This window comes from Marinobacter sp. F3R11, assembly GCF_003318275.1.
GTDB lineage: Bacteria > Pseudomonadota > Gammaproteobacteria > Pseudomonadales > Oleiphilaceae > Marinobacter.
The window spans coordinates 552,218-575,192 of sequence record NZ_QOCH01000013.1; the positions used below are offsets into that span (position 1 = coordinate 552,218).

18 protein-coding genes and 1 tRNA gene are annotated in these 22,975 nt (G+C 52.0%); 7 read left to right on the forward strand and 12 right to left on the reverse strand.

Annotated features, from left to right (window positions below; translation table 11 throughout):
* Position 1: 1 nt before the first annotated feature.
* From DS878_RS07520 to DS878_RS07530, 3 genes are all read right to left on the reverse strand, one after another.
* On the reverse strand, positions 2–886 hold the full coding sequence (locus DS878_RS07520) for an NAD(+) kinase (RefSeq protein ID WP_113815330.1): 885 nt from the start codon (positions 884–886) through the stop codon (positions 2–4).
* 138 nt (positions 887–1,024) lie between these two features.
* A complete protein-coding gene (locus tag DS878_RS07525; RefSeq protein ID WP_113815331.1) occupies positions 1,025–2,263 on the reverse strand; it encodes a DNA repair protein in 1,239 nt (412 codons plus the stop codon).
* Positions 2,264–2,361: 98 nt separating this feature from the next.
* A complete protein-coding gene (locus DS878_RS07530; RefSeq protein ID WP_113815332.1) occupies positions 2,362–4,431 on the reverse strand; it encodes an NADPH-dependent 2,4-dienoyl-CoA reductase in 2,070 nt (689 codons plus the stop codon).
* A gap of 146 nt (positions 4,432–4,577) precedes the next feature.
* On the opposite strand from DS878_RS07530, the gene DS878_RS07535 reads away from it, so the two are divergent.
* A complete protein-coding gene (locus tag DS878_RS07535) occupies positions 4,578–5,660 on the forward strand; it encodes an AraC family transcriptional regulator (RefSeq protein WP_113815333.1) in 1,083 nt (360 codons plus the stop codon).
* Positions 5,661–5,690: 30 nt separating this feature from the next.
* Here DS878_RS07535 and fghA read toward each other — a convergent pair whose 3' ends face one another.
* Together fghA and DS878_RS07545 are read right to left on the reverse strand one after the other, a co-directional pair.
* Positions 5,691–6,530: an S-formylglutathione hydrolase gene (gene fghA / locus DS878_RS07540; protein ID WP_113815334.1), complete on the reverse strand. Its 840-nt coding sequence runs from the start codon at positions 6,528–6,530 to the stop codon at positions 5,691–5,693.
* A gap of 53 nt (positions 6,531–6,583) precedes the next feature.
* Positions 6,584–7,702: an S-(hydroxymethyl)glutathione dehydrogenase/class III alcohol dehydrogenase gene (locus tag DS878_RS07545; RefSeq protein WP_261977689.1), complete on the reverse strand. Its 1,119-nt coding sequence runs from the start codon at positions 7,700–7,702 to the stop codon at positions 6,584–6,586.
* 204 nt (positions 7,703–7,906) lie between these two features.
* Here DS878_RS07545 and DS878_RS07550 point away from each other — a divergent pair, with 204 nt between their 5' ends.
* On the forward strand, positions 7,907–8,797 hold the full coding sequence (locus DS878_RS07550) for a LysR substrate-binding domain-containing protein (RefSeq protein ID WP_113815336.1): 891 nt from the start codon (positions 7,907–7,909) through the stop codon (positions 8,795–8,797).
* Between the two features lie 77 nt (positions 8,798–8,874).
* Here the strand turns inward: DS878_RS07550 and DS878_RS07555 are convergent.
* The 7 genes from DS878_RS07555 to DS878_RS07585 all read right to left on the reverse strand — a co-directional run bounded on the left by DS878_RS07555 (position 8,875) and on the right by DS878_RS07585 (position 16,150).
* Positions 8,875–8,951 (reverse strand) — tRNA-Asp (locus DS878_RS07555).
* Positions 8,952–9,141: 190 nt separating this feature from the next.
* Positions 9,142–10,734 (reverse strand): response regulator, encoded by a 1,593-nt coding sequence (locus tag DS878_RS07560; RefSeq protein WP_113815337.1) that lies wholly within the window; start codon positions 10,732–10,734, stop codon positions 9,142–9,144.
* 46 nt (positions 10,735–10,780) lie between these two features.
* A complete protein-coding gene (gene fixJ, locus DS878_RS07565; protein WP_113815338.1) occupies positions 10,781–11,407 on the reverse strand; it encodes a response regulator FixJ in 627 nt (208 codons plus the stop codon).
* A 39-nt stretch (positions 11,408–11,446) separates the two neighbouring features.
* Positions 11,447–13,855: a Lon protease family protein gene (locus tag DS878_RS07570; RefSeq protein ID WP_113815339.1), complete on the reverse strand. Its 2,409-nt coding sequence runs from the start codon at positions 13,853–13,855 to the stop codon at positions 11,447–11,449.
* Positions 13,856–13,947: 92 nt separating this feature from the next.
* On the reverse strand, positions 13,948–14,178 hold the full coding sequence (locus tag DS878_RS07575; RefSeq protein ID WP_113815340.1) for a thioredoxin family protein: 231 nt from the start codon (positions 14,176–14,178) through the stop codon (positions 13,948–13,950).
* A 39-nt stretch (positions 14,179–14,217) separates the two neighbouring features.
* Entirely contained in the window at positions 14,218–15,537 is a 1,320-nt protein-coding gene (locus tag DS878_RS07580; RefSeq protein WP_113815341.1) for a permease, read from the reverse strand.
* Between the two features lie 85 nt (positions 15,538–15,622).
* Positions 15,623–16,150 (reverse strand): sigma-70 family RNA polymerase sigma factor, encoded by a 528-nt coding sequence (locus DS878_RS07585; RefSeq protein ID WP_113815342.1) that lies wholly within the window; start codon positions 16,148–16,150, stop codon positions 15,623–15,625.
* 238 nt (positions 16,151–16,388) lie between these two features.
* On the opposite strand from DS878_RS07585, the gene DS878_RS07590 reads away from it, so the two are divergent.
* The 5 genes from DS878_RS07590 (at position 16,389) to DS878_RS07610 (ending at position 22,965) form a co-directional block, all read left to right on the forward strand.
* Complete coding sequence (locus DS878_RS07590; protein WP_222837444.1) at positions 16,389–17,678, forward strand: ABC transporter substrate-binding protein; 1,290 nt, start codon at positions 16,389–16,391, stop codon at positions 17,676–17,678.
* Positions 17,662–20,049, forward strand: a complete 2,388-nt coding sequence (locus DS878_RS07595; RefSeq protein ID WP_187298753.1) for an ATP-binding protein — start codon at positions 17,662–17,664, stop codon at positions 20,047–20,049. The genes DS878_RS07590 and DS878_RS07595 overlap by 17 nt, the downstream gene beginning before the upstream one ends.
* A 27-nt stretch (positions 20,050–20,076) precedes the next feature.
* Positions 20,077–21,018, forward strand: coding sequence for a diguanylate cyclase (locus DS878_RS07600; protein ID WP_113815344.1), 942 nt, complete (start codon positions 20,077–20,079; stop codon positions 21,016–21,018).
* A gap of 343 nt (positions 21,019–21,361) precedes the next feature.
* On the forward strand, positions 21,362–22,417 hold the full coding sequence (locus tag DS878_RS07605; protein WP_148707071.1) for a hypothetical protein: 1,056 nt from the start codon (positions 21,362–21,364) through the stop codon (positions 22,415–22,417).
* 140 nt (positions 22,418–22,557) lie between these two features.
* Positions 22,558–22,965: a hypothetical protein gene (locus DS878_RS07610; RefSeq protein WP_113815346.1), complete on the forward strand. Its 408-nt coding sequence runs from the start codon at positions 22,558–22,560 to the stop codon at positions 22,963–22,965.
* Positions 22,966–22,975 lie beyond the last annotated feature (10 nt).

A 22,975-nucleotide genomic window follows, 5' to 3' on the forward strand; every position in this document is an offset into this window, starting at 1 on the left:
ATCAACTCGCTGATATTTCGCTGGCCCAACCAAGCTTGTCACGGCAGGTGGCGTAGAAATTATGGTCTGTTGGATGAATCAGGCGGATTTTGAAAGGCTTCTTGGCTATACGGATAATATCGCCCGGTGCACAGGCGATATTCATCTGGCCATCAAAACTGATCTGCGGATAGGTCTCATTGGTATCCCCGATAACCAGCTTTATTTCACTCTTGCCATCCACAACAATCGGGCGGCTACTGAGCGTGTGAGGAAACATCGGAACCAGTACGATGGCGTCCAGTTTTGGATGCATAATCGGCCCTCCTGCGGAGAGCGAGTATGCGGTTGAGCCGGTAGGAGTGGAGACAATCAGGCCATCCGAACGCTGGCTGTATACAAAGTGACCGTCGATATACAGATCGAACCCAATCATGCGGGTGGATTTCCCCGGGTGCAGTACCACATCGTTCAGCGCGGTCCCAAAGCCCAGCGGCTGACCATTGCGCTCGACGTTACCATCCAGCAGAAACCGCGTTTCCTCAATATATTCACCGGCAAGGACTTTACCCAGCCGCTCTTCGAGATCCGAAGGCGAAATATCCGTAAGGAAACCCAGCCGGCCGCGATTTACACCGAGCAGAGGAATCTTGGACTTTGCCAGTTCCCGGGCCGCGCCCAACAGGCTTCCATCGCCACCCACTACAATAACCAGGTCGCAGATTTCGCCAAGGAGTTTTTTGCTGGCAACCTGAAAACCGTGGCCGGGCAACATGCTGGCCGTGTCTTCCTCAAGGATAACGTGATAATGATTGGCTACCAGATACTGTTTGAGCTGGCGCAGGGATTCAACCACTTTAACGCTGCCCATCCGGCCGATAACGCCTATGTTTCTGAAATGATCCATGAAGCTTCCTGTGGTGTCGGAATACGACGAGAGCGGACAAGCCCGCCGGCGCCTATCTCAATCTGACCTACAGTTTAACGAAAGTCATCCCGATACTGAAAAAAGTTCGCCGGAATCCCAGAAAAGTCTGCCAGTTCTTCAGGGCTGATGCTTCTCGCAATGGTCATCGAGACCAGGCCGGAAATCTCCTGGCTGACTTACGCGTAACAGAGGCTCACCACAAACGCCTCCTTTTCCGTCCGCATGCTGACACACCGGATTCTCATAGTGCTCAAGCCACTGGAGGTACGAAGGCTCATTCATACCACAGCGTTCCGATGCATAGGCAGTGGGGTTATCGAAGTAGGTTTCTATTTCTCGGTAAGGAAGGGTCAGGTGTCCGACTCCCGGATGGTAGGCCACAAGGAAAACAGATTGTTTCTTGAGGTGATCCATAATGGAATTCTCAAGCGGTTCCCGGTACTTGAGCTCGTCAACCTCCTGCTCGAGGGCAACAATCTTGTCATCCCTGTATTCCAGCTCGCGCCGCTTGCTGTCGAGTTGCTCCCTGAGCAATACCAGCTCAGCATCAACATTGGCGTCATCACGTTCCTTGCCGGCGCCAGAGGACGCCAACTGCTCCTGCAGGGTGAGATACTGCTGGTTGCGCTCGGCCAGTCGTTGCTTTAACTGCTCATTGCTGAGGCGCTGACGCTCATATCTCTGACTGAGATCTTCAATCTCGTTACGCTGCGCCTTCATCTCAAGCCGGTGTTCACGCTGTACTTCCGACAGCATATCCCGGTGAACGCTCTGCAAGGTCTTTATCCGCAGGCGCTGTTCCCGAATCAGCTGAGCCAGGCGTGCACGATCTGCACCGATACGGGATTCTTCATCCGAAGCATCTTGCCCGGCACGCAGTACAGGGATATTTTCCTCTTCCGGCTCAACACGGCGAAACTTGAGTTTGTTCGCCTTAACGGCTTTACGAATGACCTGGAAATGGTTATTGCCCGGCGTCATGTCCGGATCCCATAACTCAGAGGCGTACTTGGGCTCCGGGCACTGGCTGCGACACACGAGGCGAATAGCTCCACCTCCCATATTCGGACCTTTCGCACCACGGGCAGCAAGATCTTCTACAGGCATGTTCCAGCTGCTATCGGCTCTGCCTTCCTCATCAAACCAGATACGGAAAAACACCAGAGCACGGACCAGAAGATCGCTGCTCAGATCAACCAGCACTGCCTTTACATCGGTTTCAGCAAGGTCCGACAATCCGACATAACCATCAAGAAAGGCGCCAAACTCGCTGGCACGCATCTGCCGGGCCACCTCGTTGCCTTCGATAAAAAATACCGCCGAATAATCGTCCGTCGCCGGGCCGGCAGAAACCATTGCAAACTCCCTAAAATCAAAAACTCTCTGACTGCATCAAGTTTACAGTCTAGCCAGAGAGTTTCCGGTGCACAGAGAAAAACTGCAACGTTTTGTGATCAGATATTAGCGGCCAGTCGACAACCCTGATCAATAGCACGCTTCGCATCCAGTTCTGCAGCCACATCCGAGCCGCCAATAAGGTGTACATTCAGCCCCGCAGCTTCAAGGCCACCCTGCAGTTCACGCAAAGGCTCCTGGCCTGCACAAAGAATAATTGTGTCGACTGGTAAAACCCGGTCTTCACCCTGCTCCGCGCCCTTGGGCGTGACCGTAATGTGCAGCCCTTCATCGTCAATTTTGCGATAGGTAACACCTGGAATCATCTGAACGTTGCGGTTCTTGAGCGAGGTCCGGTGAATCCAACCGGTGGTCTTGCCCAGATTTTTGCCAACTTTCGAAGTTTTCCTTTGCAGCAGATAAACTTCGCGTGCAGGTTCCGGAACCTCAGGCTTTACACCCTGAATACCACCGCGGTGCTCCACCGTCAGATCCACACCCCACTCACGCATGAAGTGACCGGTATCCAGCGCGGCGGAAGTACCCTTGTGCACGATAAACTCGGAAACATCAAAGCCGATACCGCCAGCACCTACAACCGCAACTCTCTGCCCCACAGGCTTACGCTCCAGCAATGCATCGAGATAGCCAATCACTTTCGGGTGGTCAACACCTTCGATATCCGGTATACGCGGCTCGACACCCGTTGCCAGCACAACTTCATCGAAGTTACCCGTTTTCAGATCGTCAACACTTACACGGGTTTCAAGCCGCACATCAACACCACGCTTATCAAGCATCACCCGGTAATAACGCAGAGTTTCATAGAACTCCTCTTTACCAGGAATCAGCTTGGCCACATTGAACTGGCCTCCGATCTCTTTACCGGCATCAAACAGGGTCACCTTATGGCCCCGTTCGGCCGCAACTAACGAAAAAGCCATCCCTGCGGGACCTGCACCCACGACAGCAATTGACTTGGGCGTTGCAGTTTTGACATAAGTTAACTCAGTTTCATGGCAAGCGCGCGGATTCACAAGACATGAGGTCAACTTGCCTCCAAAAGTGTGATCCAGGCATGCCTGATTACACCCAATACACGTATTAATCTCGGCGGCACGGTCTTCTGCCGCTTTCAGGACCAGGTCCGCATCAGCCAGGAATGGTCGGGCCATGGACACCATGTCCGCATCGCCTTCGGCCAGAATCTTCTCTGCAACATCCGGCATGTTAATGCGGTTTGTGGTGACCAGCGGAATACTGACTTCACCCTTGAGGCGCGCAGTTACTTTGGTAAAGGCACCGCGTGGAACAGAGGTGGCAATGGTGGGCACCCGGGCTTCATGCCAGCCGATGCCGGTGTTGATGATAGTCGCACCGGCTTTTTCAATCTCTTTGGCCAGGAGAACGACTTCTTCCCAGGTGCTGCCATCTTCAATAAGGTCCAGCATGGAAAGACGGTAAATCAGTATGAAATTCTCGCCGACCCGCTCGCGAACACGACGTACAATTTCGATGGGCAGGCGGATACGATTCTCATAGCTGCCGCCCCACTGATCTGTGCGGTGATTTGTATGAGACACAATGAACTGGTTAATGAAGTAGCCTTCAGAGCCCATGATCTCAACGCCGTCATAACCCGCCTTCTGCGCCAGCTGTGCACATACAGCGTAGTCTTCAATCTGCTTTTCAATGCCGGCTTCATCCAGCTCTTTGGGTTTAAACGGGTTGATAGGAGCCTGAATCGCAGAGGGCGCAACCAACGCAGGAGAATAGGCATAACGCCCTGCATGAAGAATCTGCATACAGATTTTACCGTCGGCCTCGTGCACGGCACGGGTGATAACCTTGTGTTTCTCCACTTCCTCATCATTGGTCATTTTGGCCGCACCCTGAAAAACACCACCTTCAGGGTTGGGGCCAATACCACCTGTAACGATCAGACCTGCACCACCACGGGCACGCTCAGCGTAGAACTCAGCCAGGCGCTCAAAACCGTTTTTCGCTTCTTCCAGCCCTGTATGCATGGACCCCATCAGCGTGCGGTTACGGAGCTTGGTAAAGCCCAGATCAAGGGGTTCGAGTAAATGCGGGTACTTGGCGTGGCCTGGCGTTGCTTTGGTGGTCATGGGGGTCTCCTCATCGTGATTTCTGGCCAGACTTTTAGCGTCCAGCTCTTGTATATGAGGACTAAATTACCGATGTGGGCGAACTTCAACAATATCCCTGAATAACATTATACTATCCTTAGATAACAACTGTTCCCGGAAAGGCCATGAACTCACCCGATCTTCGCCCACCACGCTCGCCCCTCAACTCCAAGCGCAATCCCCTCGGAGATATCAGCGTTCTCCATGTGAATGTAATGCTCCGGGCCGCGGAAGCAGAGGGCGTAAATGTGCAGGATCTGACGCGACGCTTTCAACTCAGCGAACAGACACTCACCTCACCCGCCGCCCGAATCAGCATTCCGCGATTCATGAGGCTGGGCCACGCGGCTATCGAGGCTTGCGGCAATGCCGGATTAGGACTGAGGATCGGTGCTTTGTCGCGACCTGTGGACGCTGGAATTGCAGGCCTTGCCGGCGAGTCCGCCAGCACTGCCGGGGCCGGCTTGCTGACACTTATTCGCTACTCTTTGCTGACCAGCCGTAATGCCAGGGGGACACCCACGGCAGAGCCGGAAAAACGGAGGCTGGAATTCTATTCCATACGCCCCTACAACGCCTTCAATTACTTTGTTGTGGACTCGGTACTGGCCGGCTGGACACAGTTTTTGCGCACGACCACCGGACAATGGGATGTGCTGGAACGAGTCACTATAGAATACCCGTCCACTGGCATGGACGAGCTGTTTGAGGCCTGGTTTCGCTGCCCGGTTCAGTTTGGTGCCCCCAGGAACAGCCTGACGGTCAGGCAAGACATATGGGGCCGGGAAACAATGCAGGCACAACCAGCCATGCATGAAAAACTGACACAGATTTGCGACAAGGAGTTGCAGGAACTTCAGAGGGGCTGGACAACCGGAGACCAGGTAAGAAGCCTGCTGACACCCCTGTTCAGGGGCGAAACCCCCAGCCTTGAGACAATCGCTTCAAAGCTGGGAGTCACTCCGTGGACACTTCAGAGGCAGCTGGCCGCAGAGAAAACCGGCTTCCGGGAGCTGATGGATGACACCCGGAAACAACTGGCGAGGGACTACATCAGGGAAACAGAAACATCGTTATCCGAAATAGCCTGGCTTCTCGGCTTTTCCAACCCCGCCGCTCTGCACAAAGCCTATCGTCGCTGGTTTGACGTAAGCCCCGGAGAGCACCGGAAGCAGTTCCGTGAATCAAGCCGTCAAGTACCGGTTTGATTCACGGAACGCCGCCAGGGAACCTGAGCCTTACCGAAACAGAAATCCTGCATGGAAGCGCAGATGTTGCTCAATGAAGCTGGCAATAAAGTAATAGCTGTGGTCGTAGCCATCGTGCCGGTTCAGTTTCAACGGATAACTACTATGGATAGCGGCATCTTCCAGCGCTTCTGGCTTGAGCTGCTCGGCCAGAAAGTCGTCAGCCTCGCCCTGGTCTACCAAAGCCGGCACAAACTCGCGGGCGTTACGCATAAGCAGGCTGGCATCATAATCTGCCCAGCTGGAGGTATCCTTACCCAGGTAAGCGCCAAAAGCCTTCTTGCCCCACGGGCAGTTCACCGGATTACAGATAGGGCTAAAGGCCGATACAGACCTATAGCGATCAGGGTTGCGCAGCGCCAGGACCAAAGCACCGTGCCCTCCCATGGAATGGCCGGCGATTGAACGCTGCCCGGTAACCGGGAACATGGATTCGATAAGTGCCGGCAGTTCGGTCAGCACGTAATCGTACATGCGGTAATGCCGGCTCCAGGGCGCCTGTGTTGCATTCACATAGAAACCCGCACCCTTGCCCAGGTCGTAGCCGTCATCGTCTGGCACTTCATCACCGCGAGGACTGGTGTCCGGCGCAATAATAGCCATACCCAGTTCGGCTGCAATGCGGTGGGCACCGGCTTTTTGCATGAAGTTCTCATCAGTGCAGGTCAGGCCAGACAACCAGTACAGAGCCGGCACCTTGTCACCACTTGATGCCTGCGGAGGCAGGTAAACAGCAAAACGCATGGTGCAATTCAGTGTTTCCGAATAATGACTGTACTGCTTGTGCCACCCCTCGAAGCTTTTATTGCAGCTCAGATTTTCAATATTCATTGGAACCTCTCAGAAAAACGGTCGCCGGCAAAATCTGCAAACGACCATCTTGATTACTTATCGAAGTGAATAACTGATCGAATGCTCTTGCCTTCATGCATCAGATCAAAGGCTTCGTTAATCCCTTCCAGGCCCATAGTGTGAGTAATGAAATCATCAAGCTTGAACTCGCCCTGCATATAACGATCAACGATACCCGGCAGCTCCGAACGTCCCTTTACACCACCAAAGGCAGAGCCTCTCCAGACCCGCCCCGTTACCAACTGGAATGGACGGGTAGAGATTTCCTGGCCGGCACCAGCCACACCAATAATCACCGACTCGCCCCAGCCTTTGTGGCAGCATTCCAGAGCTGAGCGCATCACATTTACGTTACCAATACATTCGAACGAATAATCAACACCACCGTCAGTCAGTTCGACAATCACTTCCTGGATTGGTTTGTCATAATCGTTTGGATTGATACAGTCGGTAGCCCCCAGCTTGCGGGCCAGCTCAAACTTGCTCTCGTTAATATCAATGGCAATAATGCGGCTGGCCTTGGCCATAGTGGCACCTATAATTGCCGACAGGCCAATACCACCAATCCCGAAGATGGCCACAGTAGCGCCCTCTTCTACCTTGGCGGTATTCATGACCGCACCCATGCCGGTGGTGACGCCACAACCAAGCAAGCACACCTCTTCCAGCGGAGCTTCCTTATTGACCTTCGCCAAGGCGATTTCTGGCAAGACGGTATACTCGGAGAAGGTTGAGCAACCCATATAATGGAAAATAGGCTGGCCATCTTTCGAGAAACGGCTGGTGCCATCCGGCATCAGGCCCTTGCCCTGAGTCTCACGAATTTTCTGGCACAGATTCGTTTTGCCCGATGTGCAGAATTTGCACTCCCCGCACTCCGGGGTATACAGAGGGATAACATGATCGCCCACCTGAACGCTGGTAACACCTTCACCAATGGACTCCACAATGCCACCGCCTTCATGGCCCAGTATCGCCGGAAAGATGCCTTCCGGATCTTCACCAGACAAGGTAAAGGCGTCCGTATGACACACTCCGCTGGCTACAACACGGATGCGCACTTCACCGGCCTGCGGCGGCATGACATCCACTTCTTCAATAGATAGAGGCTGTTTCGGGCCCCAGGCAATGGCGGCTTTGGATTTGATAATCTCAGTCATAAAACACTCCCATCGTTTGTATAGCTCTGGCGGAGGGCTCCGCTTGTGTAATGGAACATTGTATTCCTATCCTCATGCGTGATAATCCCATAATATGTCAATTCACTTTTACCGGTGAGTAACAGTAACAGAAGTATTTTCCTGCGCAGTGCGTTATATCCCGACGCATTTAGCCTGCAACGCGAGGGTCAGTGGATGTACATTTGGGAAGGAGTCAGTGAGTTTGTAGCTGTTGCAGAAGCAGAAAGCTTTACCGCAGCCGGTAAAAGACTGGGGATCTCAACTGCTCAGGTCAGCCGGCAGGTCAGCGCACTGGAATCCAGGCTATCAACGAGGCTGTTTTACCGGACTACCCGCAAGGTTTCTGTAACCGAAGCCGGACAGACCTACTACCAGCACTGCAGACAGGTGCTGGACGGGCTGGAAGAAGCAGAGCGCGCCATGACCAACCTTCAACTGGTTCCCAGGGGGCAGCTGCGACTGACCGCGCCGGTTACCTTCGGAGAGAAAACCATTGCCCCCCTCGTGAACGATTTTGTTCTGCGTTACCCGGAGCTTGAGGTTCAACTTAACCTGACCAATCAGAAACTGGACCTGATAGCCGGAGGTTATGATCTCGCCGTGCGCCTGGGCAAGCTCGAGGACTCGAGCATGATAGCCAGGCGATTGTCATCAAGAACCCTGTACGTGTGCGCCTCACCGGAATACCTGTCCACTTACGGGGTCCCTCACTCCCTGTCCGAGCTGGAACAACACAACTGCCTGCAGGGCAACCTGGATTACTGGCGGTTTCAGGAGCGAGGCAAGCTCCACAACATCCAGATAAAAGGCAATATCAAGTGTGACAGTGGCTGGGCGCTGTTGGATGCAGCCCTTAAAGGCATCGGAATTGTCCAGTTACCAGACTACTACGTGAAGCCTTCTATCGAATCAGGGAAGCTGATCAGCCTGCTGGAGCGTTGGCAGGAAGCCGATGATGGCATCTGGGCTATCTATCCCCAGAACCGCCACTTATCACCCAAGGTGCGCATGTTACTGGACTATCTGAGCGAATCGCTTGAGGCGAACAAATCGTTCCAGGCGTAAAAAAAGGGGTAACAACTTACCGGAAGCAGAAACAAAAAAAGCCGTTAGCTATAGAATAGCTAACGGCTTTTCGAATATGGCGGAGCGGACGGGACTCGAACCCGCGACCCCCGGCGTGACAGGCCGGTATTCTAACCAACTGAACTACCGCTCCGAGTCGTAACCGATTGCTTTAAAAGGCTTTGCAATCATGGCTCTGATTGCTCGGTGACAACGAGAGCGCATTATAAAGAGGTGCCTGACTATGTCAACGTCTTTCTGATAAAAATTCAGAGGGCCAACGTATTGCACTACCCTCTGCAGAGGCCGTCAGCGCTGGAATTTATCGACCGCATCATACCCTTCTATGCGAGGTCCGATGAATCCTCACCCTCTGACTGACAGGGTGCGCAGTTCTGCGCACCAACGGCAGGAAGCGTGAAGAAGAACCGGGCACCGCCACCTTCGGGGCGCTCAAATCCTATATCTCCCCCCTGCGCCTGAATCAGGGAACGACACGTAGGCAGACCAATGCCCATACCCTCATCTTTCGTGGTGTAAAAAGGCAAAAACAGCTTTTCTTCTGCGTCTTCAGCAAGCCCGACCCCATAGTCGCGAACTTCTACCCGGACACAGCCTTCGTCTGAAACACTGGCGCTGACTTCAACTGGCAACGCTGATTCTGCACTACGAGTGGCCTCAAGCGCGTTACGTATAAGGTTCAGAGCAACCTGCTGCACCTGAATCGGGTCAGCCAGAACGTCAGGCAAGTCATCTGGTAAGCTAAGCTGGATAGCCCCATCATTATTCCGCATGTCTACTTCAGCAAACTGGCGCGTATCCTCCAGCAATGCAGATACGGAGAGCACTTCTTTGCCAGTTGCCGGCTTTTTCACGAAGCGCCTGATCCTGCGGATAATCTCGCTGGCGCGGTGGGATTGCGCCTCAATCTTGTCGAGAGTTTCCTGCAGAAGACTCAGGTTCGGAGTCTCTTTAGCCATAACCCGCTTGGCGACCCTGGCATAATTCGCAATCGCTGTCAGTGGCTGGTTAACCTCATGTGCAACCCCTGCAGCCATCTCCCCCATAGTCGTCAGGCGAGAAGTATGGGCAAGCTGGTCACGCTGCTCCTGCACAAGGGCCCGGGCCTCATCAAGCGCCCGCTCGCTCTCCAGCTCTGAAGTAATGTCGCGGAACACAACCACAGCCCCCTGAGATTCCTCGCCATCGTGCTTGGGTGTAGAGCGATATTCTGCAGAAAACCCTGTTTCATCCGCACGAAGCATCCGGATATCACGCTGATTCTCCGCGATACCCTGGCTACAGGTGGCATAAACCGGGAGGCTGGCTCTGCATTCGCCTGCCGTCGAGAAGTGAATTTCGAAAAAATTACGGCCAATCAGCTCCTCTACAGGACACCTCATGATGGCTCCCGCAGCCGGGTTGGCAAACTCAATTGTGCCGTGCTCATCAAGGCCGTATATGCCTTCACTGATGGAGTTCAGGATCCGGGCCTGGTCACTCTGAAGTTCCCGGTTGCGCGCCTGCAGCTCACGCTCAAGCCGGGTCATGCGGGCATGGGTTTTGACTCTGGCAATAACCTCCTGAGACTGAAACGGCTTGGAGATATAGTCCGCCCCACCAAGAGAGAAGCCTTTTACCTTTGCTTGCAGGTCATCCAGAGCTGAGAGAAATACCACGGCACAGTCAGCTGTTTCAGGATCAGCCTTGAGGCGCTGGCACACCTCATAACCGTCCATTTCAGGCATCATGATATCGAGTAAAACGACTTCCGGCTGGTGCCGATGTGCAAGATCGAGCGCTTTTTCGCCCTCGTTGGCAATCAGTAACCGATAGCCTTTATCTTTCAACGTCTCATAGAGAACTTTCAGGTTATGTGGATTGTCATCCACAAGCAGAACCGTAACCTCTGCATTTTCACTGACAACTTCAGTCATATCATAAAAAGCCGGTTAGAAAGATAACCGTATAATGCCGGTGGGATTACCGCGCGTCGATAAGGTCCTTTACGGACAGCACCATACGAACAAGGTGTGCCAGCGAATGGGTACCCATCTTGTGCATTACCCGCGAGCGGTGAATCTCAACAGTACGCTGGCTTATCTCCAGCTCGATAGCGATTACTTTGTTGGCCTGGCCCTCTATCATCCGGTCCATGATTTCGTGTTCCCGAGGGGTCAGGCTCTTGATCCGGCGAATAATTTCCTGCTTTTCTCCAAGCGTCCGCCGTTGTTCCAGATCCTGCTCCAGAGCAGCTTCGATCTTCTCCAGCAGCGCCTCTTCACGGTAAGGCTTCTGGATAAAATCCACTGCTCCCTCTTTCATGGCATCCACGGCCATTGGCACATCACCATGCCCGGTTACAAAAATAATTGGCAGGATAGAGTGCTTATCGTTCAGTTTCTTCTGCAACTCCATTCCGTCCATTCCGGGCATGCGGATATCCAGAACAATGCATCCGGCCATTTTTTCAGAGTAATCCTTGAGAAACTCAGCCGCGTTCTCATAGGTTTTGACAGGCTTGTCATCGGATTTCAGTAACAGCTCCAGTGAGTCACGAACTGCCTCGTCATCTTCTACCACGTAAACAGTTTGCTGAATGTCAGTCATGTGAGTGCCCTTTCCTGTCTGTTTTATTGTGACAACCGCTCAGTGAATGGACGGATCTTTCTGATCGTCCCGAGCGTGCTCCTGGCGTTCGTGTTCGCGCATTTTTTCAAGCCGTTGCTGGATAATGCCAAAAACACTCTGTTTCGGATAGTTGCCTTTGCTATCAGGCTTGCCTGCGGGCCTACCCAGCAACATAGCAATGGCGTCTTCAACATGTAATGCCGCGTACACAGCGAAACGACCTTCACGAACTGCCTGAACCACTTCACTGTCCAGCATAAGGTTCTGCACGTTGTTGGCCGGTATGATGACGCCCTGAGTACCCGTTAACCCGCCCTTAAGCTGACAGGTAGCAAAGAACCCTTCAACTTTTTCATTAACGCCACCGATAGGCTGAACCTCACCAAACTGGTTTACAGAGCCAGTAATCGCCAAGTCCTGCCGCACCGGAATGCCAGACAGTGAAGAAATGAGCGCACACAACTCCGCGAGTGACGCACTGTCTCCATCCACTTCGCCGTAATTCTGTTCAAACGTAATACTTGCAGAAAGGTGCATCGGATCAGTCACGGCAAAACGGGATGAAATCAGGGAACTGAGAATCATGACACCCTTAGAGTGAATATTGCCACCCAGCTTTACATCCCGTTCAATATCCATGATTTCACCGCTTCCATAATAACAGGTAGCAGTGACACGGTTAGACAGGCCGAACTCAAACCCACCGGAAGAGAGCACAGAAAGTGCATTCACCTGCCCCACAACCATGCCTTGAGTGGATACCAGCGTAGAACCGTCCCGAATGGAATCGTAGAACTGATCCCGAATCCGGCTACTACGATATTTGGCGCTCTCCAGAGCCCGCTCTACATGAATGTCCTGAATCAGCTTTGCATTCGCCTGCCTTGCCCAGAAATCCGATTCCCGAAGCAAGTTGGCAATGTTTGCCGCATGCAGCGAAAGCCTGTCCTGATGCTCAGCCATGCGGGCGCTGTATTCTATAATTCTTGCTACTGCCTTATTGGTGCAGTGCAGGAGATTTTTTTCTTTAACAACACTGGCGATAAACTTCGCATACATCACCTGGCTGTCTTCCGAACGGTACATTTCATTTTCAAAGTCTGCGGTTACCCGGAACAGCTCCGAAAATTCGGGATCATAGTCCTGTAACAACATCCAGGTTTCACGGTCGCCGAAAAGCACGAGTTTTACATCCAGAGGCACACCCTGAGGCTCAATCGAGATAGTGCCCGACAGGGTGAGTTCACGCTCAAGAGAGTTGATCTGAAGAGACCGCGCTCGCAAGGCTCTTTTCAGGCCGTCCCAGACAAAGGGCTGCTCAAGCATCTTGATGGCATCCATCAACAGATAACCGCCGTTGGCCCGGTGCAGACTGCCTGCACGAATCAGCGAAAAATCCGTGAATACAGTGCCTTTATAGGTCACATTTTCAACATATCCAAACAGGTTGTGATAGGTAGGATTGTCCTCCACCACCATCGGAACTTCGTTGTTCTTCTGACTTACCAGCACGTTAACGAGATAACGACGCGGCATCTTTTTATCCAGAGACGCGTAGGCGATAGCAGCCTGTTCTTCGTTATCGTCCAGAAAAATTTCCAGGTTCTCAACCAGATCCGCCCGAACGGCCTCAAAGTAGGCAACCACATCCGGAAGGTCCTTATAGCTGTCGATCAGCTCATCAATCTGGTGGCCAGAGATACCCTCCAGAGTTTCCTTGTTCAGCGCCTGTTGTTTATCGGCGTACTCCTGCTCCCAGTCAGCCAGCTTACGCAATGCCTGGCGGAGCTTTTTCTCAAGCCGGTTTACAGAATCCTCGAACTTTTCTCTCTGTGCATCTGTCAGCGCCTTGAAGGTTTCTGCCGTATGGGGCTGATCGCCGTTCATTGCCACCAGACGGTATCCGCCGGGCGTGGTAATCGTGAGATTGACTTTTTTACGGCGCGCCTGCGCCGCTACTTTTTCAAGCTCGTCTTCCTGCTTCTTCCCGTACTCTTCCTTGAGCTGTTCCGAACGTTCCAGAAAGCTGTCGCTGTCGAAAGTCTGCGGAATCACCTTTACCAGCCGGCCCATGAGTTTTTCCATGTCCCGTTTCAGCCGGGCACCCTCGCCTGCCGGCAACTTGAGCAGTTTGGGAACTCTGGGTTCCTCAAAATCTGCCACATAGCACCAGTCGTGAGTTTGATGATCCGTATCCAGGTGGTGTTCAAGATAACGCAGCATCATTGTCCGTTTACCCAGACCGTCGCGTCCCACAGCATATACGTTGTAGCCGCTATGGGGCATGGCCAGAGCAAAGCGAACGGCCTCCTGAGCCCGGTTCTGGCCTACGATTTCAGCCAGAGGCTCCAGTTGTCTTGTGGACTTGAACGGCAGATCTTTTAAAACACAGGCTTTGTATAGCTGATGCAGAGGCAGTGACTTCAAGGTTGGGTCCCTGTAACGGTTAACTCATTGGCCGGTCATTGTAGGTTCTGCGAGCCTGTCTGTCGCGCCCGCAGAACAGATTTGTAAAAACTCTAGCCCAGCAACTGCTGAATCTGGCCTGCGTTAGCTACCTTACCCTCAATAACGATCTCGCCATCAATGGCCAGCGCCGGAGTGCGCATAATGCCTGCATCAATGATGGCATTGGTGTCTGTAATCTTTTCCACTTCGTATTCAATTCCTTTCGCACTGGCCGCTTCTTCTGCATTGGCTGTCAGCTGTTTACATTTGGCACAGCCGCTTCCATAGATAGTGAATTTCATGGTTTTTCCTCGTTTTTTATGTGATACCGAAAGGTGGAATTACCACCAGTTACCATAGACAAAACCCGTCAGGGTGGCCATTACTACCACCAGGGCGCAATAGACCAGAGTTTTTTGCGTACCCAGTATGGTACGGATAACAAGCATGTTGGGTAACGAGAGTGCAGGCCCGGCCAATAGCAGCGCCAGTGCCGGCCCCTTACCCATACCTGCCCCCATCAGCGCTTCTACAATCGGGACCTCGGTCAGGGTAGAAAAGTACATTAATGCACCCAGCACAGAGGCGATGATGGTGGAAGCCAGAGTGTTATCACCTACAGCCATGGCAACCCATTCCGAAGGAATTATGCCCTCATGGCCCGGGCGGCCCAGCGCGAAGCCTGCAATGAATACCCCACCAAGGAGCAGGGGCAGTATCTGTTTTGCAAAGTCCCAGCTTTGTATCGACCACTCCCGGTCCTGCTCACGTAAAGCCGCGATAATCATCAACCCGGCTATACCGATAGCAAAAGGCAGCTCGGGGGCCGTCGGAACAATAACAGCCGCAACAACAACCACTGCCGTCAGGATCAATAACCGGGTAGCAGGCCACTGCCAGCGCCAAACCAGCAGGCCTGCCAGTGCAGCAGACAGCAATGCTGTAATTTCCCACTTCCATGCATAAATCTGCATCCAGACCGGGCTATCCGCCGCAGCCCAGTTTGCGAAAACCAGCACCCCGACCATCAGCGCGAAAAAAGGCACAATCGCACTCATGGGTTTGTCCAGGTCTTCGCCACCAAATCCGCGGGCGTTCTTGACCGTCCGCTGTGCTTCCTCCCTGCGATAGATCAGGTGCATGATGGTGCCAATCACCAAGGCGAACAGAATAGCCCCTACAGCCCGGGCAATACCGATCTCAGGCCCCAGTACCTTTGCTGTAACAACAACCGCCATAATATTGATAGCCGGCCCTGAATACAGAAACGCAATCGCCGCACCGAGGCCGGCACCGCGTTTGTAGATACCACCGAACAAAGGCAACACAGTACAGGAACAGACAGCCAACAGAGTTCCCGAGACAGACGCAACGCTAAACGCCACGGGTTTGGACGCATCCGGCCCCAGATAACGCATTACCGCATCCTGGCTGATATACGCCGACATGGCACCAGCAATCAGGAATGCGGGCAACAAGCACAGAATAACGTGCTCCTGAGCGTACCAGTGGGTCAGCCGGACAGCCTCCAGCACGGCGTTATCAAAGCGCGCGGTTCCGGCGGGAATAAAGTAGATCAGCAAAAAGGTGGCCAGCATAAAGAACAGCAGGTTGGCTTCACGAGAGTTGCTGGCGTACAGCTCGCGTAATCGTAAGTTCATCTATAAGCTCCTTGAAGTGGGCGTAATTGAAACATTCCTGTTATGAAGACGAACACACTCTCAAAAGGATGCAGAAAAAATACTTTCACCGGGGCTCATGGCAACAGACTTGTCCATTTTCATCGAACCTCACCTGGCAATTTCTGACAATTTCTTTCCTCAGGCGCTGCCTGGCCCTTAACAGCCGGGATTTGACCGCACTCAGTGTCAATCCACTCTGCTCTGCGTAGCGCTCCTGCAACTGGCCTTGCAGATCACACTGCTCAATGACATTCCGGTCCTCTTCAGAAAGATGGGGCAGATTCCGTATCAGGCACCCCTCCAGCTGAACAACCGGAGGTTTCTCCGCCTGCTCAAGCGGCATGTCCGGATCCAGATCAATGAACGTTTTAGCGGTGCGAAAACGGTCAGCCAGATAATTACGTGCGACCCTGAACAACCAGGCCCTGGGATTTTGCACTTCGCAGAAAGCATCGCCTTGCAAAACGAGTTTGAGAAACAGCTCCTGAAGCACATCATCCGCTTCGTGAGGATCCGTTATTCGCGTCAGCAGGAAAGCACGCAACTCTTTTTCGTACTGATCCCAGGCACTCAGAATACAAACAGGCGTCATATCAGATTCATTCCGGACAGAGAAAAGCCAGACTGGATTTCAAGCATGCATCAAAACTCGACAGAAACTCCGGCCATGCATTAGTGCTAATCAGTAATTGTATGTTGTGCAGACTGCTCTGTCGCCTTCTGGCAAAGAATCCCCAACAAATCTCACAAGCAGGAATATGGTTTGTTCAGTCACTTCAAATAGTTCAAAATTGACGACGTTTTCAGATGTTTAACTACCAGGCCCCGCCATGCTTCCGCACCACACTCTCGTTCTTATCGGCCTATTGCTCGCTTCACCTGTTGTGGTCGCACAAAGCCCGTCCGAAAATACAGTGGATGTGCTGCACTGGTGGGTATCTGATGGAGAGAAACGCAGCATCGATACGATTCGGCACCATATTGAAAACCAGGGGATGAACTGGCACGACGAGGCTTTCGCTGGCAGTGGCACAAACCGCTTCAGCGACATACTTCGTCAGCGGGTCGAGGCGGGCAATCCGCCGATGGCATCACAGGTTATTGGCTATGATATTCACGAGTGGGCAAAAAAAGACAAGCTGGTTATTCTTGATGACATTGCCAGCGAGCAACAATGGGATGAAGTTATTCCTTTCGGCATTCAGCACCTGTCCAAATACCGGGACCACTGGGTTGCCGCGCCAATCAATGCTCACAGCACCAATTGGATGTGGGTTAACCACGCCCAGTTAACCCGCCTCGGGCTGACAAAACCAGATACCTGGAACGATTTGCTACGAATGCTTGATGCCGCAAAATCTGCTCAAATTATTCCAATCGCGATTGGACATGAAGCATGGGAGCATACGCTGCTTTTTGAATCCGTAGCTGCAGGTTCAGAAGGCGCAGAATTCTATCGCCGGGTATTCATGGACCTGACTCTCAAGCCCTCGGACACTGAAGCATTTGAAAGAATATTCCAGCGCATGAGCACACTGCGAAGCTACCTGGACTCAGGCTCAGGCATGCGCTCCTGGAACCAGGCTACAGACCTGGTGCGTTCCGGGCATGCCCTGTTACAAGTACAAGGAAGCTGGGTCAACGGTGAGTTTAGCGCCCACGGACTTATTCCGGGACAGGACTACGACTGTTTTCACTTCCCTGACACCCAGGGAGTGGTCTTGTTTAACAGTGACCAGTACATTCTGTTCAAAGATCACCCCGCTACCCCCGAAACTCAAAGCCGTTTTGTCAGCACCTTAATGAGTGTTTCACTGCAACGGGATCTGAACATTGCTACCGGTGCAGCTCCTGCTCGGGTAGACGTACCAAAGAGCGGCTTCAACCAATGCGGCAGACAGGCCATCAACGACATGCGTGCCGCGAACATGCGCAGGACGGTCATGGGGTCCATCGCCATGGGAAATGCCAACCCAAGCGCAGTGAAAAATGCCCTTTACCAAGTCATCAGTGACCATTTAATGGCGCGTATAGACAATGCTCAGGCAGTCAACAGGCTTGAGCACGTCATCAAACGTGCAATGCACTCCCGGGAAACAAACCATGCCTCTGTTCAGTAACCTCAAGCTGACAAGCAAAACCGTTTTCCTGGTCATGCTTCTGGGGGCACTGGCAGTAATCATCACTCTCTATTCGATGACCAACCTGTACAGGGTCGATCGGGACTATCGTGCATTGCTGGATAGAGATGCAAAAGCCTCTCTGCTTATCAGCTCGGCATTACTTGATCTCAGCGATGCCAGCAAGCTTGTGCTTTCTGTTCTCACAGAGCAGGAAGTGGCTGAGATGCGAAAAACCCAGGCATTGCTAAAGGCACAGCAAACCAGATTCAATGGAAAAATCAGGGGTCTGGCGCCACTGATTGATAACGTCGACTCAAAGCTGGAAGTCATACAGGACAAAGAGCAAAAAGTCTTTGCTCTGGCGGATGCCATTATAAACTCAGCCGCCCGTTGGCGCGGCGACAAAGCCCTCGACATCATCCATAAAGAGTTTGACCCTCAGCTCAACTCTATGCGCAGTGATATGGATAAATTGATGGGTGACACCATTGCGCATTTTGAGAACGACTCACGCGAACTCAGCATTACAACCCAGAGCACATTGTTCAATACCACCTTGCTATTCGGCCTGGCGCTGGTAGCTATCATCGGACTATCTGCCTATCTGTCCTTTACTCAGATATCGAGACCGATAAAACAGCTGACAAAAGCAATGGAACGATTGAGCAGACGCGACTTTCAACAGCGTATTTACCATACGGAACGCCGGGACGAAGTGGGAAAAATGGCACAGGCACTTGAGGTGTTTCGTGACAATATGCTGCGTGTTGACCACCTGGAAGTTGAAGCAGAAGCCAGCGCCCGGGCACGGGAGATGGCTGAACAGGTGGCTCAGGCAAAAGCGAATTTTCTGGCAACGATGAGCCACGAAATCCGCACCCCCATGAACGCTATTCTGGGGCTCGCCCAACTTAGCCTCAGGCACCCGCTTGAACCGCAACAAAAGGATCGCATCGAAAAAATAATGCGCACAGGCAAGCATTTGCTTGGCATCATCAACGATATTCTCGATTACTCGAAACTGGACAGTGGCCACGTCATAGCCGAAGCCATTCCGTTTTCTCCCATGCAATTGCTGGCTGATACCCGGGAAATGCTCGATGAAGTCGCAAAAAGCAAGGGGATCAGGCTGCAGGAAGAAGCAACTGGCTGTCCCGCCCTGCTCGTCGGAGACCCGATGCGTATTCGCCAGATCCTGCTCAACTATGCCAACAACGCCCTGAAATTCAGCGATCATGGACAAATCTGCCTTCGTCTGAGCCTGCAACAACAGCCCGGTGATTCGCTGTATCTGTACGGCGAAGTTGAAGATCAGGGTATTGGTCTGGACGAAACCCAAATTCAACAACTGTTCCAGCCATTTCATCAGGCTGACAGCTCAATTACACGACGATTTGGTGGCACAGGTCTCGGCCTGGCGATCTGCCGCAACCTCGCAGAACTCATGGGAGGCAGTACCGGGGCCCACAGCGTACGCGGCCAGGGCAGCACCTTTTGGTTTCGGGTCAAAGTTCGCCTTCCTGAGACAAGTGACACCTTACAGACGAAAGAGCAAAATCCGGAAAAGCCGTTTGTCTGCACCTCATCGTTACAAGGACTGCATGTACTTTTGGTCGACGACAACGACCTGAACAGACTTGTCGCCAGCGAATTGCTGATGGGTGCAGGTATCGACGTTGATGAGGCATGTGATGGCAGGTCAGCGATAGAGATCCTTGAGTCCTCACCTGACGACACCTACACTGCTATTCTGATGGACATGATGATGCCGGGTCTTGATGGTGTCAGCGCAACTCGACAGCTGCGCATGAATCCGCGCTTCAAAAACATTCCGATCATCGCCATGACAGCCAACGTCAGCGAGCGAGACGTGGCAACCTGCCTTGCAGCCGGCATGAACGCTCATATCTCCAAGCCCATCGACGAACAAGACCTTTTAAGAAGTCTGGCCGAACATTGCCTCTCAGCTCAAGTTTCGACCAAAGCTGACGTTACCTCTTTGGCCGAAACAAAAAAATATCAGGGTTTCGTCCTGGATCCAGGACCACTGGAACACCTTAAAAGCCTTGTTAGCCGGGAGCGATTCGACGATATGATTGATATGCTTATCGAAGACTGCAAACAGCGCGGTCAATCATTTCGATCACTAACCAGGCAGACTGAACCGCATCACATCATCCAGCAAGGTCACGACCTTATCGGCACGGCGGGCCATGTCGGTCTCAACCAATTGAGAGACTTGGGCAAAGCGATAACAGAGGCCGCCAGAGATGCGGATACACAAGCTGTTCAGCAGCTGGCGCTTGAAATCAACCGGGCAACCCTGGAAGCGATTCAGGAACTGCAAAGACATTTCAAAAGCCAGTGATACAAATCTATTAGGAATATCGTTTTCATGCCTGACAACATCAACCAACAACGCTTAGCTAAAGCTGTGCGTAATGGCAGGCAAAAAGTTCTTCTTGTGGACGATCAGCCAGTGAGTCTCGCTTTTGCTGCGGCGGAAATAGAAGACATCTGCCATCCGTTACAAACACGAGACGGAAACGAAGCTTTTGAGCTTGCACTCATCGAACAACCTGATTTGATACTGCTCGACGTAAACATGCCGGGAATTAGCGGTTTTGAAATATGCCGTCGCCTCAAGCAGGATCCCAGAACGGCTGACATCGCTGTGATCTTCCTGACAGTCATGGATGAAGAAATAAATGAAGAACAGGGGCTCAGCCTCGGAGCCATAGACTATATTGCAAAGCCCTTCAGCCCCGCCATTCTGAGAGCCAGAGTCCGCAATCATTTGCTGATCCAGCGGCAGCGCATGCAGCTGGAAAGGCTAGCGCAATTTGACGGACTTACACGCCTGGCCAACCGCAGAAGCTTTGATCAGGTTCTGAAGATTGAGTGGCAGAGGCTTGCCAAGCTACAGGACCCCCTCGGCCTGCTCATGATTGATGTGGATGCCTTCAAACTCTTCAATGACCACTATGGCCACCAGGCAGGCGATGATGCTCTTGAGCAGGTTGCAGCTGCAATTAACCGGCAAATGCAACGTAAACACGACCTTGCCAGCCGCTATGGAGGTGAGGAATTCGCTTGTATACTGCCGCACGCAGATGATCACGGAATCCTTCTGATCGCTGAAAGTATCTGCGACGCTGTTCTGGACTTGCGGATTCCACACGAAGCTTCGCCCATTAATCCCTGGGTTACCGTGAGCGTAGGCGCTAGCAGTATTATCCCGAGCGCCAATAGCACCCCGATGGAGCTCGTTTCCATGGCTGACCAAAATCTATACCAGGCAAAAAACAAAGGCAGAAACCAGGTTAATGCAGGGTAGTAGCTGCGATCAAAGAAAATTTATACGAATCTGAAATATGCCATTTACGTTGCAGAGTGAGTTGAGATGCGCGGCCTTACAATTGTGTATCAGCGATGGACACTGAAGCCGGCCACCAGTGGCAATGACATCATAAGTTGGCCGCAGTTTGGCTGCCATAAATTGGCTGCTCCGGTCGCAAAGCGAACATTGCGTTCAAAGTTCGAATGTCTCCTCGTGATTCCGGAGTTTCGCTCGGCCTACCTGGATAATCGCAGGCTTTCATCTGATAAGATGGCGGTTCTCTTGTGTGCAGGGCCATCGGCAAATCTCAAAAATACGCGATACTCAACTAGCCCTAACTATGCCTAAAAAAAAGCAAAAGAAACAAAAAAATAGGCCTCAAAGCGGGCCACCCTTCCTCCCAGATGAAGTGCTCTCAAAATTCGTAGATTGCCCAAAATGCGGAGCTTCGCTTCAACCGGATTTTTGGAGGGAATTCGACGAACCTTTTGGTCCGATCGAACTCAAGCCGCGCGATGGTCAGCGGATGTTTGCTGTACAACAAACATTTACTCTCACTTGCCAATGTGAAACTAAAGTTGAGTATCCGCTCGACCCAAGAACGCTTGAGCACCCCGTATATTTCTTTGGAGACGAAGCCGACAGACACCTAAAGGGCTATTACCTTCATTCCTATACATTAATTGGTGGTACGAGTGGGCCTGTGCAAGATATGTGCGATGATATTGAGGCGCTAAAGCGAAAGTACATCCCTGACATAGACCCACGAACTTGGAGAATCCATGTCAAAGATATGGTGAGTGGGAAGCGTCGTGTTCAGAACGCAATTTATAAACGTTTTTCCCGAGAATCAATCGTGGAATTCTTCGAGGAATGTGCCCACATTCTCTCGCAGCGCGACAAGTACACATGGAACATGCACATCACAGCGCCTGCAAAGGAAGGGGCAAAGAAAGAGCGAGGTAAAATTGAAAAAGTTGTAAGGGCGACTGCTCACAAAGCGCTTCTCTCCCAGTGCATCTATCAGGCAACGAAACAAAGCCTTAATCCTCAGTTCACCCTAGATGCGGGCAAAGACATTAAGACTTTTCCCCACATCGAGAGCTGGTCTTTTGACACCCATAACGAGTCTCAGTTTTACCTTGGGTTTGAGCTTCTGTCACACGGTAACTCAATTGCCGCTCCTGAGCTGGTGAAGCCAGGGAGTCACCCTTGTCTCGAACTCGCAGATGTGCACGCATTCTTTGCCGCCAACTGGATGTTCAAGACATCAAAAGGCGAGAGAGGGCTGATGGATATTAATAAATTTGGCGAATTCAAATACCTGATGATTAGAGACGGTAATCGTTGCGACTACCACCGTGGAACGGAAATCCCTAGGCACTATTTTCCTTGATTTAAAACTCATCTGTTTAGTGGCACCGCCCTTTTGGGTTTCACCTTCTTCCTGTAAGGATCGGGTACTCATTTAGAAAACGAAGCCAACATCCTGAAAGATATATACTCCTGTATTTAGAGCAACTTAAGGAAAGATGTATGAGCATACGAAGGAAAATCAAAACCAAGCTAGGATTTCGATCAGGAAAACTCAGCGTAGTTCGCATTGAAGAAGTAAACGAGAAAGAAATTATTCTGGGTAACGGATCAGTCATCAAAATTCTAGATTCTTGGCGGAACAACTTAGATTCTTGGAAAAATCCACTTACTGATCAGATTGATTACACAAAAACTCGCTTCTCTGGGATGGAGGTTTACACGATTCTGAATCAAGGGCGTTTTACAGGGATTTTGGTAGAAGTCCACACCGATGGTGATAAATTGGCTCGCCACGTCCTAGGAGTCAAACCGCCTATTGGCTGGTCAGGCGGATGTCACATTGAATATTGCCAGGAAATTATGGCAGATGACTTCGGCGCCTGGTCAGAACTTGCGATGTCGCTATAGTTCAAAGCGT

Coding starts and splice junctions, on each gene's coding strand:
- DS878_RS07520 (WP_113815330.1), bottom strand. CDS start 886: ATGGATCATTTCAGAAACATAGGCGTTATCGGCCGGATGGGCAGCGTT.
- DS878_RS07525 (WP_113815331.1), bottom strand. CDS start 2,263: ATGGTTTCTGCCGGCCCGGCGACGGACGATTATTCGGCGGTATTTTTT.
- DS878_RS07530 (WP_113815332.1), bottom strand. CDS start 4,431: ATGACCACCAAAGCAACGCCAGGCCACGCCAAGTACCCGCATTTACTC.
- DS878_RS07535 (WP_113815333.1), top strand. CDS start 4,578: ATGAACTCACCCGATCTTCGCCCACCACGCTCGCCCCTCAACTCCAAG.
- fghA (WP_113815334.1), bottom strand. CDS start 6,530: ATGAATATTGAAAATCTGAGCTGCAATAAAAGCTTCGAGGGGTGGCAC.
- DS878_RS07550 (WP_113815336.1), top strand. CDS start 7,907: ATGTACATTTGGGAAGGAGTCAGTGAGTTTGTAGCTGTTGCAGAAGCA.
- DS878_RS07560 (WP_113815337.1), bottom strand. CDS start 10,734: ATGACTGAAGTTGTCAGTGAAAATGCAGAGGTTACGGTTCTGCTTGTG.
- fixJ (WP_113815338.1), bottom strand. CDS start 11,407: ATGACTGACATTCAGCAAACTGTTTACGTGGTAGAAGATGACGAGGCA.
- DS878_RS07575 (WP_113815340.1), bottom strand. CDS start 14,178: ATGAAATTCACTATCTATGGAAGCGGCTGTGCCAAATGTAAACAGCTG.
- DS878_RS07580 (WP_113815341.1), bottom strand. CDS start 15,537: ATGAACTTACGATTACGCGAGCTGTACGCCAGCAACTCTCGTGAAGCC.
- DS878_RS07585 (WP_113815342.1), bottom strand. CDS start 16,150: ATGACGCCTGTTTGTATTCTGAGTGCCTGGGATCAGTACGAAAAAGAG.
- DS878_RS07590 (WP_222837444.1), top strand. CDS start 16,389: ATGCTTCCGCACCACACTCTCGTTCTTATCGGCCTATTGCTCGCTTCA.
- DS878_RS07595 (WP_187298753.1), top strand. CDS start 17,662: ATGCCTCTGTTCAGTAACCTCAAGCTGACAAGCAAAACCGTTTTCCTG.
- DS878_RS07600 (WP_113815344.1), top strand. CDS start 20,077: ATGCCTGACAACATCAACCAACAACGCTTAGCTAAAGCTGTGCGTAAT.
- DS878_RS07605 (WP_148707071.1), top strand. CDS start 21,362: ATGCCTAAAAAAAAGCAAAAGAAACAAAAAAATAGGCCTCAAAGCGGG.
- DS878_RS07610 (WP_113815346.1), top strand. CDS start 22,558: ATGAGCATACGAAGGAAAATCAAAACCAAGCTAGGATTTCGATCAGGA.